This is a genomic window from Flavicella sp. (assembly GCF_037132785.1).
In the GTDB taxonomy this organism is placed as follows: Bacteria; Bacteroidota; Bacteroidia; order Flavobacteriales; family Flavobacteriaceae; genus Flavicella.
In genome coordinates this window covers 1-13,310 of record NZ_JBAHZZ010000005.1, presented here as the reverse complement: position 1 = coordinate 13,310, position 13,310 = coordinate 1, and the positions used below count along the sequence as shown (strand labels likewise).

General features: G+C 29.4%; 13 protein-coding genes. 3 read left to right on the top strand and 10 right to left on the bottom strand.

Features of this window, described 5'->3' with window-relative positions:
- Positions 1–2: 2 nt before the first annotated feature.
- From V5787_RS00295 to aroQ, 9 genes are all read right to left on the bottom strand, one after another.
- Positions 3–695, bottom strand: a complete 693-nt coding sequence (locus V5787_RS00295) for an acylneuraminate cytidylyltransferase family protein (protein WP_336891295.1) — start codon at positions 693–695, stop codon at positions 3–5.
- Positions 695–1,852 carry a UDP-N-acetylglucosamine 2-epimerase gene (gene neuC, locus V5787_RS00290; RefSeq protein WP_336891294.1) on the bottom strand — a complete coding sequence of 386 codons (1,158 nt, stop codon included), beginning with the start codon at positions 1,850–1,852 and terminating at the stop codon, positions 695–697. Before neuC ends, V5787_RS00295 begins: the two co-directional genes overlap by 1 nt.
- Position 1,853: 1 nt before the next feature.
- Entirely contained in the window at positions 1,854–2,855 is a 1,002-nt protein-coding gene (locus V5787_RS00285; RefSeq protein WP_336891293.1) for an N-acetylneuraminate synthase family protein, read from the bottom strand.
- Positions 2,856–3,111: 256 nt separating this feature from the next.
- Positions 3,112–3,285, bottom strand: a complete 174-nt coding sequence (locus tag V5787_RS00280; protein ID WP_336891292.1) for a hypothetical protein — start codon at positions 3,283–3,285, stop codon at positions 3,112–3,114.
- A 47-nt stretch (positions 3,286–3,332) separates the two neighbouring features.
- Complete coding sequence (locus V5787_RS00275; RefSeq protein ID WP_336891291.1) at positions 3,333–4,295, bottom strand: glycosyltransferase family A protein; 963 nt, start codon at positions 4,293–4,295, stop codon at positions 3,333–3,335.
- Positions 4,296–5,105: 810 nt separating this feature from the next.
- Positions 5,106–6,266 carry a glycosyltransferase gene (locus V5787_RS00270; protein WP_336891290.1) on the bottom strand — a complete coding sequence of 387 codons (1,161 nt, stop codon included), beginning with the start codon at positions 6,264–6,266 and terminating at the stop codon, positions 5,106–5,108.
- Position 6,267: 1 nt separating this feature from the next.
- Entirely contained in the window at positions 6,268–7,533 is a 1,266-nt protein-coding gene (locus V5787_RS00265; protein ID WP_336891289.1) for an ABC transporter ATP-binding protein, read from the bottom strand.
- Between the two features lie 2 nt (positions 7,534–7,535).
- On the bottom strand, positions 7,536–8,390 hold the full coding sequence (locus tag V5787_RS00260; RefSeq protein ID WP_336891288.1) for an ABC transporter permease: 855 nt from the start codon (positions 8,388–8,390) through the stop codon (positions 7,536–7,538).
- 90 nt (positions 8,391–8,480) lie between these two features.
- Entirely contained in the window at positions 8,481–8,897 is a 417-nt protein-coding gene (gene aroQ / locus V5787_RS00255; protein ID WP_336891287.1) for a type II 3-dehydroquinate dehydratase, read from the bottom strand.
- 105 nt (positions 8,898–9,002) lie between these two features.
- Here aroQ and xerD point away from each other — a divergent pair, with 105 nt between their 5' ends.
- Positions 9,003–9,899: a site-specific tyrosine recombinase XerD gene (xerD, locus tag V5787_RS00250; protein WP_336891286.1), complete on the top strand. Its 897-nt coding sequence runs from the start codon at positions 9,003–9,005 to the stop codon at positions 9,897–9,899.
- A gap of 5 nt (positions 9,900–9,904) precedes the next feature.
- Here xerD and lpxK read toward each other — a convergent pair whose 3' ends face one another.
- Positions 9,905–10,939 carry a tetraacyldisaccharide 4'-kinase gene (lpxK, locus tag V5787_RS00245; RefSeq protein WP_336891285.1) on the bottom strand — a complete coding sequence of 345 codons (1,035 nt, stop codon included), beginning with the start codon at positions 10,937–10,939 and terminating at the stop codon, positions 9,905–9,907.
- A 113-nt stretch (positions 10,940–11,052) separates the two neighbouring features.
- Here lpxK and V5787_RS00240 point away from each other — a divergent pair, with 113 nt between their 5' ends.
- Both V5787_RS00240 and V5787_RS00235 read left to right on the top strand, forming a co-directional pair.
- Positions 11,053–12,150 (top strand): Nif3-like dinuclear metal center hexameric protein, encoded by a 1,098-nt coding sequence (locus V5787_RS00240; RefSeq protein WP_336891284.1) that lies wholly within the window; start codon positions 11,053–11,055, stop codon positions 12,148–12,150.
- A 2-nt stretch (positions 12,151–12,152) separates the two neighbouring features.
- On the top strand, positions 12,153–12,926 hold the full coding sequence (locus V5787_RS00235; protein ID WP_336891283.1) for a hypothetical protein: 774 nt from the start codon (positions 12,153–12,155) through the stop codon (positions 12,924–12,926).
- Positions 12,927–13,310 lie beyond the last annotated feature (384 nt).

Here is a 13,310-nt window from a genome sequence, read left to right as displayed (position 1 = left end):
TTTTATAGCTTACCTTTTCTCCATTCTTTCACTAAAACTTCAGTTATTAATAGATCTCTTTCTGTATCAATATTTGCCCACATAGACTCAGGCATAACATATGCTTTTTTGTTATTTGTTATCAGTTTATTTTCTTTATAAAAAGCAGATGTAGTAACAGCATATATACAACCGTTTCGTAAATATACAGGTGTCAAATCTTGTCTTATTTTTCGTTCATCCATTTTATTTAATGGCAACATTTTCAAAAAATCATCTATAGTATACATACGGGCAGGATGAATATCATTTAGCTCTATAACAGATACTACTGATTCGGTTGTACTATCATTCTTAAACATCTCTATGACATTATCAATGTCTTTTCCTGTACGTATTGGTGCAGTAGGCTGTAATAAAATAATTAATTCGTAGTCTTTATTTAGCTTTTCTAAAACTTCCGTAATTACTGGCTCAATTGGTGTATTGTCTTGAGCGTTGCTTATATCTCTTTTTTGAAAATTACAATTATATTTTTTCACGACTTCAATAATCGCATCATCATCAGTTGTAACAACACAATTTGTTAAAAGCAAACTTTCTTGAGCTGCTTTTATAGCATAATAAATTAATGGTTCACCATCAACCAAACGAATATTTTTCTTTGTAACTCCTTTAGATCCTCCTCTGGCAGGTATAATTCCTAATGTTTTCATTAATACATAATTGTTTTATGAAAAGAGAAAGTTGTAGTAGCTAAAATTTCAGCTATTCTTTGTCCAGATTCACCGTCTCCATATATGTTTTCTGAAACAATTTGATTGGTTTCAACTCTATTATTAATAGCTTTTATAATTTCATTTTTATCATAAACAGTATCTAATACATTCGAAGCTCTTTCTCTTTTATTTTGTCTTGTTCCAATATTAACAACTGGTACAGCCAAATAAGAACATTCACGTATTCCAACACTTGAATTCCCAATTAAACACCTAGAGTTTACTAATAACCGTAAAAAATCATCTGGCTCCATATTTTTAAAAAAGCGGATGTTTTTAGGTTTATAGATCTCTCTGAATGATCTTATTCCACTCGAAGTTCCATCAGATCCGGCATCTCCATTAGGCCAAAACCAAAAAGCAGGAATGTCCAATTCATAAACAGCTGTTAATGTTTCTTCTACATCTTTTCTCGCTGATTGATATTCTGTAGTTACAGGGTGCTGCATTACAACTAAATAACCATCCTTCCAATTAATATCCGCTCCAACGCCTCCATATTTTTTAATTGGATCAAAATCTAATTTCGGATTCTTTTTAATTTTATTTGCTAAATCTAATGATGGACAACCTGTATTAAAAACCATATCCGGATTTTCACCCATTTTAATCACACGCTGTTTAGCATCTTCAGAAGCCACCAAATGTAAGTCTGCTAATTTTGTATTGGCATGTCTTACTTTTTCATCAATATTACCCGTTACTTCACCACCTTGAATATGTATTAAAGGTATATTTTGATAGGCAGCGGCAATACTGGTTGCTATTGTTTCAAACCTATCTGCAATCGTAATAACAGCATCAGGTCTCAGTTTATAAAAAACATTTGCCAGTTCCATTACTCCCAATCCTGTAGTTTTTGCCATAGAAGTAGGATTTTCCCCTTCTAAAACCATAAATACCTTTTCAGCAATGATAAAACCATCTTTTTCAATAAATTCAACTGCATTTCCATAGCGTCCTAACAAAGCTGAACCAGCAATAACTAACTGCAACTCCAATTCAGGATGATTTTTTATTGCTATTAAAGCCGTTTTTATTCGGCTATAAGAAGCACGAGCTGTAACAACTACACATATTTTTTTTAATTGCATATCAACCTATTAAATCTTCAAAATTTAAAAATTCCCATTTATTTAAGTTTTTATTTAGCCTTTTACCTAATATACTCTCATATTCACTTGCTAAAATACCATATCCTTTTGGCTTTTTTGTTTCTAAATCTAAAAAAGTTAGAGTGTGATCTTTCATTAAATCTTTGTTGACAGCCAATGATTTTTCAAATTTTTTTTTTAATTCACAATATTGTGAATTGTTATTTTTATCAACAGGATAATCTAGCGCTATTTGAATATTATTTACTGCTTTTACTAACTCTGTTACTTCTGGGAAATTTAAAGATGATTTTGCATCAGGACCAAACATTTCTTTGTCAAAAACTACATGAACTTCCAATATCTCAGCACCTAAAGTAGTTGCTGCAATACAAGCTTCAATAGATGATGAATGGTCTGAAAAACCAACAGGTACCTTGTAACGTTTTTTCAATTCTTGAATCACATTCAAACCATATTGTTTTGGTGATGTAGGGTACGCTGTAGTACATTGTAATATGGAATATTCAATATTTCTACTTTTCAAGAAAGCAACTGTTTTATCCAATTCATCGAAGGAGCTCATTCCAGAAGAAATAATTACGGGTTTTCCTGTTTGTGCTAATTTTTCAAGAAGCACAAAATTAGTAACCTCACCAGATCCAACTTTGTATCGCTTTACCCCTACTTCTTCTAATAAATCTACTGCAGCATTGCTAAAAGGAGAACTCATAAACTCGATCCCTTTTTCATCACAATGTTCTTTTAGAGTATTCCATTGTTCCAAAGAAAATTCCATTCGTTTCCAATACTGCATACGTGTAGCATCTTGTTTTGAAAATTTCACTCGAAAAGGTTCAAATTCACTACTTTCTGCTTCAGCAATATGGGTTTGGAATTTAATCGCATTACATCCCGATTTGGCTACAGCATCAATATAGGCATGAGCCATTCCTAAGCTACCATCATGTGCTTGCGCTATTTCTGCTATAATAAATATCATTTAAAATCCATTTTTTCTAATTAATTCTTCAAATAAAGGGTTCCTCATATTCTACTAAATATTCTGTATTCAACTTTTATTTTTTTCTCAATTATCATACCTTTTTAATATAATTCGAAATTTATAATATCAAGAGCTTCCTAAATATATTTATATTCTTAGCACAATAGTCTATTAGACCATAAAAGATATGTTGCTTTTAATAAGACAACTGTATCAATCATTTACTGTTTTTTCTAACACAAAGTTTTAAAACTTAAACATTAGAAGCCTGATATCCAACAAATATTTGATGGGGTTCAAGAAATTTACGCCCAAATTCTAAGGTCTTTTCTTTGATTTCATAACGATATATAGACAACACATATACCTCGTGAATAAATTCATGTTTATTTGCGAGTTTTATTGTGATTGTTTTATGTGTATACATATGAAACTTCAATTGATACCAAAAACTAAGATACTTCTATTTTACTTTTAAATTAATTTATAAACCTTCAAAAATTTAAAAATATATAATTTAAAAAAGTAGATATTGAAATTTTTAATTTTCTTATTGTTTGATATTGGTATTCTAACTTTCTCATTGTTAAAAACATAATTTTTAACCCAATTAGGAATGGTATTCCCTAAATGATAAGCATTTGTAGTAAGTGTTGATAAACGACAAAGACCTAAAAGATCAAAAGGTTGATCTAAATGTTTATTTTCATCAGCTTGTTTAAACACATATTTTGGCTTTAAAATGGCGATTTGTTTAAAAATGTTCCTATAAGTCGCTATAAAATGACCACTTCCAACACAAGTTTTTATACTATTATGCTCCAAATAATATTGTTTCTCTTTCCAGTTGTACTTTCTGTCTTGAAATATTTTAGAGTTGTTGGTGCCTTCTTCAAAAAGCTTAAATGAGTCAGAGTCTACCACATTCTTCATTTTAGGTCTACCCCAAAGACAACCAAATAACGACACATTATTATACAAAGCAGCATGAGGTGAAGGTAAAGGAGCTACTACTCCAGCTTTTTCAAAGTTTCTAAAAACCTCAAATACTTTATTTTCCCATTCATTAAAATAAAATACATCTGCATCTGCAATTGTAATAAAATCTTCATAAGATGCCCTTGCTTCAGATAAAATTGTAAATACTTTTCCGTAATTTTCTTTATATATTACATGCTTATCAATAAGTCCTTCGCTTAATAATGAATTAACATATTTTGTAACTTCTTTTTTACAGTTATTATTTATTACTGTTATTAAGGTGTTATTAATATCAATTGTATTAAGAAGAGAATTCATAGATACTTTAAAAACTGCTAATAAATTCATGAAATAAGCATCGTCCGATTCAGGTATATAAACAGGAATAATTATTCTATGCTTTTTATATTGAATTTGTGAATTTTTATTTTTTTCTGGGTTAACTCCTATTCTCATAAAATTCTATAAATTTATTTAATCCTTCTTCAAACGTAAGTGAGTGCTCTATTATTAATTTTGAACTGGTCAAGCAAATAATTTTTTCTACGAAACATAGAATACTCATTTCAACATCACTTCCTACCTTTAAAACTCTATTCACGTAACCTTAATTATTCAGTGTATCTACATTGTATTTTACATAACAAAATGATCTTGTCTGTTGATATAAACATTCATTATTTAGAGCAGCTTTTAAAAAAATTAGCACTACAAAATCATTACTTTGATTAGGTTCTATACATATTAAAAAAACGGAATATGGTGTAATTAAACCTATATTATTCGCTATAAGATAACAAAAAAGCTTCACCGACATTCTTTACAATTGCATAAGGGAGTATAGAATTTAGAGGTGTTGTATTTTTATTTTGAGGTGTTTCAAAAGGTTCTCTAGATACCTCCGAAAAACTAGAATAAAAAACTCTTTTTACTTTCTTTTTTTTAGATAATGTAAATACATTTTTTATATCATCAATGTCTTTTAATCAATTACAGGGTTTTTAAGTTCTTTTTATTCCTTCAACTTCGGTATAATGAAAAACAATATCAGATTTATACCTACAAAAAAATGGCGAAATTTCATTATAATCATTTACATAACTTTGATAAACTCAACATTCGAAAATTTAGGTATCTTATCGAAAGAACATGTAGAAAGATTATCTAATATGATTATTTTATTATTCATGTCTTTTGACAGGCTATATACCAAAGTTCCTCTGACATTACTTGCAACACCAGTGATTAATATTATTTTCATTTATTTTAATATTTCACAGCTTCATCTAAAATATCAAGATATTTCCCACTGATTATATCTTTCGAATTATAGTTCAAATACCTGTTTTTAATACTAATAGACAATTCATTTACTTTAATAATATCTAAGTTTTTAGTTTCTATTATTTTTTTTTCTAAATCCTTCAACGAACCATCATACCAAAAACAATCTTTATCTAATCTTTCTTTCATAGCTCCAACTCTAGTTGATATAATTAACGCTCCAGATGCCATTGCCTCAATACCAGTAATTGGTCCTGCTTCTTCTGTTGAAGAAATTATCAAACAATCAATTTCTTTAAAAACGTCTGGTAATTCATCTTGACTTACAAATCCCTTAAAAATAATTCTTGGATTGTTTTTAGCTTTTAACTTCAACTTTTTTTCTAAAACTCCATCACCACAAATCAATAATAGTTCTTTATTTGTACAACAATTAAAACTTTCTATTACGTTCTCTATTCCTTTTTCTTCGGATAATCTTGATAATACAAGAAATTTTTTAATTCTTCCTTTTTTAGGAGAGTTTCTTAATAATTTTTTTTCTATAAACGAACATTGATCTATAATTTTATAAGTGTGTTTATAATAAAATTTCTCAAAATTATTAACGTTGTTTAGTGAATGATGAATGAAAATATCTACTTTTTTTAAAAATTCAAAATCTTCAAATGTTCTCTCTTTTATTGTGCCTGTTGTTCTAAATAAAATTTTTTTATTATAAAATTTTGCGATATTAATTATATCTTTCATGTAACTAGAAGATAATTGTGCACAAATAAAAATTATATTATTCTCCTTTATTTTTTCCTCTAATATAGATTTCTTAAGTTTTTCTATTTTAAAGTGTTTTTTTAAATATTTATTTCCAGTTCTAAAATGATTTGGTAAATTATTTCTCTTAAAAAAAGAAAGCACTTTTATTAAAATATTAATCAGCAAGTTTGAATCATATAATAACTTATTAACTCCATTGAAAGAAATGTTTTTGCAAAAAGATGTCACTTCTGATTTTTCATAATAATTACCTGTAGTAAATAATTCAACATTATAAAACTGACTTAAAGTTTTTGCAATAAAACTCCCTTCAAGTTCTCTACCTCCATTATTACCAAATGGTCCAATAATTAAAATTTTTTCATTCATTTTAACTCCATTTATATTTCATAATAAAGTCTCCATGGAATTTTGATTTTATTTTATTTGAGAATATAAAATTATTTGACCGTACAACTTCAAAATTATAAACATCACTTAATTTCGCTAACTTATCACCTTCCATATATTTAATAATGATAATATCAATAGAATACTTACCAGGAATCAAACTAACGGAATCTACTACACAAGATAATTTTCTTGAATAACCTCCGTTGGTTTTAAATTGATACTTATTCAAATAAGTAGAAAATGTTGATAAAACTCTTTCTGAATCAGATTTCACCTTAAACTCTAAAATAAAATCATTCACAATTTCTCTTTTACTTTCAATCTCAACTTCAAAAATTATAGTTGAATCAAATAATACGAAATCTATCCTTTCTCTTTGTTTTGACAATAATTTAAAAGATTTTAAGTACAAATCATCTTTAAAAAACACGTTACTTAATAAAGTATTTGTTTTACAGGTCAAATAGTTATTAATAACCTGCTTAGTCTCACCCACTTCTTTTACATAACCATATTCCAATAATATACATATCGAACATAAAGAGCTAATTGCTGCCATATCATGACTCACAAATAAAACTGTTCTTCCTTCTGTGTTAGAAATATCCTGCATCTTACCAATCGCTTTTTTCTGAAACTCTGTATCACCAACAGCTAATACTTCGTCTACAACTAATATATCGGGTTCTAAAAATGCAGCCACGGCAAAAGCCAAACGCACTTTCATTCCGCTAGAATATCTTTTTACAGGAGTATCTATAAATCGTTCACAACCTGAAAACTCAATAATTTCATCTAATTTAGAAGAAATTTCTTTTTTGGTCATTCCTAAAATAGCACCATTCAAAAATACATTTTCTTTTCCAGTCATTTCAGGATGAAACCCTGTTCCAACTTCAAGTAAAGACGCTATTCTTCCATTATATTTTATGACACCTGTTGTAGGACCAGTAACTTTAGAAAGGATTTTTAAAAGAGTTGATTTCCCAGCTCCATTCTTTCCTATTATGCCTAAAATTTCGCCTCTTTTTACCTCAAAATTAATATCTTTTAATGCCCAAACATATTCGGACTCTCCTTTTTTAGAGCGATCATTTGTTTCTCCAATTTTCAAATAGGGATCTTCTTTACCCCTAATACCAGCCCACCACCTATTTAGATCATGGCTGATTGTACCAGTACCTATCGTTCCTAGTCGATATTGTTTAGAGAGGTTTTCTACTTTTAAAATAACATCACTCATAATTATATCGTATCTATAAAACTTTTTTCCGTTTTGTTAAAAACCAACATTCCAAATATAAATAAAATAAAGGATATTGCAAGCATCGATCCTATTTCTACAATAGAAACTGTATTGGTATTTAATACTATATTTCTAAAAGTTACAATAATAGTAGTCATAGGGTTATATTCTACCACCCAAGCATATTCATTCATCTTCTCCCTCATCAATTCTATCGGATATACAACAGCAGACAAATACATCAACAGCTGTACACCAAATGACACTAAAAAGGTAAGGTCTCTATATTTTGTTACCATAGAAGAAATAATCATTCCCAGTCCAAGCCCCATCATGCCCATAGAAATGATTAATATTGGTAAATATAATAAGTTTAAAGACAAATTTATAGGCACTACTTGAAACACATAATATCCGTAAAACAAGAAAAAAACAACCAATTGAATACCAAATTTCAATAAATTGGAAACAATTATCGACATTGGCATAATTATTCTAGGGAAATATACTTTCCCGAAAATTGCTTCATTTTTTTTAAAAGTATCCGAGGTTGCAATCAAACAATCCTTAAAATAACTCCAAGCTGTAATACCAGCTAAATTAAATAAAAATGGAGGAACTCCATTCGTAGGGATATTTGCTATTTTATTAAAAACGATGGTGAAAATAATAGAAGTAAATAAGGGCTGAATAAGATACCATAGAGGTCCTAAAATAGTTTGCTTATACAGGGTAATTACATCTCTTTTTACAAAAAGAATCAACAAATCTCTATAAGCCCAGATTTCTTTAAAATTAAAATCAAGTAATTTGTTTTTAGGAGTAATTTCAAAAAGCCAATCGTTTTTATCCATAATTTCCCCCTTTAAGAATCTGTAAACAAACCTACGAACCAAATAGAATAATTTGGGGTATATTATTCTAACTGCTCTGTAAGTATAATTCTAATCGACAAAACTCTGAATCGCCAACTCATAGCTCTTCAGTCCAAAACCTAAAATAACACCTGTACATACAGCTGACAAAAAAGATTTGTGACGGAATTCTTCACGTTGATGCACATTTGAAATATGTACTTCAACAACTGGGGTTTTTATCCCTTTTATTGCATCTGCAATAGCCACAGAAGTATGTGTATACGCACCTGCATTTAATACAATTCCATCATAGCTAAACCCAACTTCGTGCAATTTATCTATCAAAGCTCCTTCGTAGTTGGATTGAAAATATTCCAATTCTACAGTATCAAACTTCTCTTTTAATCCAGAAAAACAATCTTCAAAAGATGCACTTCCATAAATCTCAGGTTCTCTTTTACCTAATAAATTTAAATTTGGTCCGTTTAAAACAAGTATTTTCATTGTTATCGATTATAAAAACAAAAATAAGAATGTTCTTGAATTAACAATGAAATTTTTTGTTTTTTTGTTTCTCTATAAAGAAAAAGCTTTGATATATTTACAACAATGAAATGGATACAGCTATTAGATGACTTTAAAAACCACCTTCTTATTGAAAGAGGCATGGCAATCAACACTATTGAAAGCTATCAAAGAGACATCAAAAAACTATTAACACATTTAGAAATTAACTTTATAAAAACATCCCCAGATAAAATCAACAAAGAAATACTATTGGAATTTATTTACACTAATTCTAAAACCTGCAACGCTAAATCACAAGCTAGATTAATTTCTGGATTAAGAAGTTTTTTTGATTATTTAATTTTCGAAAAATATCGTGAGGACAATCCTACAGAATTGATAGAAACACCAAAAACAGGAAGAACACTACCGGACACCCTTTCTCTTTCAGAGATAGATTTGCTAATTGAAACCATAGACTTAAGTCACCCACAAGGAGAACGAAACAAAACCATCTTAGAAACCTTATATAGTTGTGGATTACGGGTAAGCGAATTAATTTCTTTGCAAATATCTGATTTGTTTTTTGATGAAGGTTTTATCCGAGTTATAGGCAAAGGTGACAAACAACGATTTGTTCCAATAAATCACGAAACTCAACAACTGATAAACAGGTACGTAAAGTGTACCCGATCACAAAGCTCTCCTGTCAAAGGACATGAAGATACTTTGTTTTTAAACCGAAGAGGAAAACAACTGACACGAAATATGATTTTCACCATCATTAAAAATCTTTCTTTGGAGGCAGGAATAGATAAAAAAATAAGTCCACATACCTTTCGCCATTCTTTTGCAACACATTTATTAGAAAGAGGAGCGGATTTAAGGGCTATACAGCAAATGTTAGGACATGAAAGTATAACAACGACAGAAATTTATATGCATCTAGACAGAAGACATTTAAAACAAGTAGTTGAAAAATTTCACCCTAGACGTTAACAAGCCTAAATCCCACTTTTCACAAAAGAATTAAACTTTTCAGTTTCGATAATCGATGTTTTTATTCCTAGCGAGAATACACCAGAAATTGAATCTGAAAGTCTTGTCGAGTCTTTTTCTGTAGTTAATATTAGTTTCTTTGGGTTTTCAATTTCACCAAAAATTTTGTTGATTTTACTTATATCAGAAGACTTGAAATCATGGTGATCAGGAAATCCCAAATGTTTGAATTTTATTTCATTTGTAATCAAATACTCCACTAGTGGTTTTGGTTTTGCTATACCAGTTACCAATACGATTTCGTAATCATTCAATTTATATAAAGGCAAAGAAATCGTTTTAGAATGTATCGTATCATCATAGACAATACCACTAAAAAACACTCTTTGGTGATTCAGCGGTTTTATTTCTTTGACAATATTATCCCTTTCTTTAAGCGTAAGACTCGCAGGACATTTTGTAACCACTATTGCATTTGCACGCTTTGCTCCGCTTCTAGATTCTCTTAAATTTCCCAACGGCAGCACAAAATCTTGGGTGTATCTCTGATCATAGGAAGTTAATAATATATAAAACTTAGCACTGACTTTTCTATGCTGATAGGCATCATCCAATAAAATTAAATTTATACTAGGGTCATTTTCCAACAACTGTTTTATACCATTTGTTCTATCAGAATCCACAGCAACAGAAATCTTATCAAACTTATTGTGAAACTGAAAAGGCTCATCTCCGATTTCTTCAACAGTCGTTTCTTTAACTGCCAATACAAAACCTTTAGATTTTCGTTTATATCCTCTACTTAAAACAGCAATTGTATAATTGTCTTGCAACAAACGAATTAAATACTCAATTTGAGGCGTTTTTCCAGTACCACCAACACTTAAATTTCCTACGGCAATAACAGGAGCCTCAAAACTAGTTTGCTTTAATATTTTATTATCAAACAAAACATTTCGAATACTAAGCACCAAAGCATACAAAATAGAAAATGGAGCTAAAACCCATCGAAGTCCTTTAATAAATTTTTTTTGAATCATCTAATGTTTTATTTATATCAAAATAATCACAAAACAAAAATAAGTAAATACGTTTAGCATACTCCAAAGAATTCAACTATATTTTTTACTTTTGATATCAAATACATTAAAATATGACAACAGTAAAAGATATTACCAATAGCTTAGAAGAGTTATCTCCTTTGAATTATGCCGAAAGTTTTGATAATGTAGGACTATTGGTTGGTGATTATTCAGAAGAAGTTACAGGAGTGTTGATTACATTAGACACCTTAGAAAATGTTGTTGACGAGGCTATTGAAAAGAACTGCAATATAATCGTTAGCTTCCACCCAATTATTTTCTCAGGATTAAAAAAAATAAATGGTTCAAATTATATAGAAAAAGTAATCATCAAAGCAATCAAAAATGACATTGCTATTTACTCAATGCATACCGCTCTTGATAATTCTTTTAACGGAGTCAGTTCAAAAATATGTGATGTTTTAGGGCTTCAAAACAAACAAATTTTAATCCCTCAAAAAAACACCATAAAAAAATTGCTTACTTATGTTCCTCTTGAAAATGCTGAACGTTTACGAAAAGCAATGTTCTCTAAAGGAGCTGGTAAAATTGGTAATTACGACAATTGCAGTTTTAATGCGGAAGGGTTTGGAACTTATCGTGGAGGAAAAGATTCTAACCCAACTATTGGAGAGAAAGGTGTTTTACATATTGAAAAAGAAATTGTTATCAGTGTCATATTCGAAAAACATCTTGAAGGCGAGATCTTAAAAGCCATGTTTGACAACCACCCCTATGAAGAAGTTGCCTATGAAATCACAACTATAGAAAACAAACATCAGCAAATTGGAATGGGAATGATCGCCGAATTTGAACAAGAAATGGAAGAGCTTCCTTTTTTGAAATTCGTAAAAAACACTTTAAAAACGGATTGTATTCGACATTCTAAACTCACAGGAAAAACTATTAAAAAAGTCGCTGTTTTAGGTGGCTCTGGTAGTTTTGCCATAGAAAACGCAAAAAACGCAGGCGCCGATGCATTTATCTCCTCAGACTTTAAATACCACGAATTCTACAAAGCTGAAAATCAACTACTCATCACAGATGTTGGTCATTATGAATCTGAACAGTTCACAAAAAAACTATTAGTAGATTATCTTACAAAAAAATTCACTAATTTTGCAATCATTTTATCAGATAAAATTACGAATCCTATTTATTATATATAGACATGGCTAAGAGCAAAGAACTAAGTGTTGAAGAAAAACTAAGATCACTTTACAGATTACAATTGATTGATTCAAGAATTGATACAATTAGAAGTGTACGTGGAGAATTACCTTTAGAAATCGAGGATTTGGAAGATGAAGTAGCTGGTCTATCAACAAGACTTTCTAAATTAAAGGAAGATGTTTCTGATTACGAAGCAGATATTACTGCTAAAAAATTAACTATTGAAGAATCTAAAACAGCTTCTAAAAAATACGAAAAACAACAAGAAAGCGTACGTAATAACCGTGAATTTGATTCTTTAACAAAAGAAATTGAATATCAAGGTTTAGAAGCTGAATTGGCAGAAAAACGTATTAAAGAATATAGAGTTAAGATTGAGCATAAAAATGAAATTATAGTGACCACTTCTGTTAAGTTAGATAGACAACATGTTCATTTAGACCATAAAAAGACTGAGCTAGACGCAATAACTAAAGAAACGGAAAAAGAAGAAGTGTTAATGAACAAACTATCTACTGAGTTATCTGAAAAAATTGACGCTCATTTGTTAAAAGCTTATAATAGAATTCGTTCTAATGTAAAAAATGGTTTGGCAGTAGTTTCTATCGAAAGAGGCGCTGCAGGTGGATCTTTTTTTACGATTCCACCTCAAGTTCAAATTGAAATTGCTTCTCGTAAAAAAATCACTATAGACGAGTACAGTGGAAGAATTTTAGTCGACTCTACTTTAGCTGAAGAAGAAAAAATAGCTTTAGAAAATATTTTAGCTTAAAATTACAAAAGACTTATACACAACTTTTAATAATAAAAAAGGCAATTTCAATTAATTGAAATTGCCTTTTTTATTGTCCTATATATTTATTCACTTGTACCAGAACTATAACCCTCAGAATAACAGCGCTTAATATTTTATTTTACAAAGAAGAAAACCCTTAATCATAGTGCTTGTTGCTATAAACGAGGTTTTCATTAATTTTACTTCAGTAAAACACAAAGTATTTCTAGTTTTAAATATAATATAAGACCGTTGCATAATGCTCTTTTCATTTTTAGATTTCAATTTTGACTTTTTAAATCTAAAATTTATATTTTTTTTTCTTATTTTCATTGTTTATGTTAGTTATGGATCTATTTTTTGGTTCATTTTCCTTTAGTT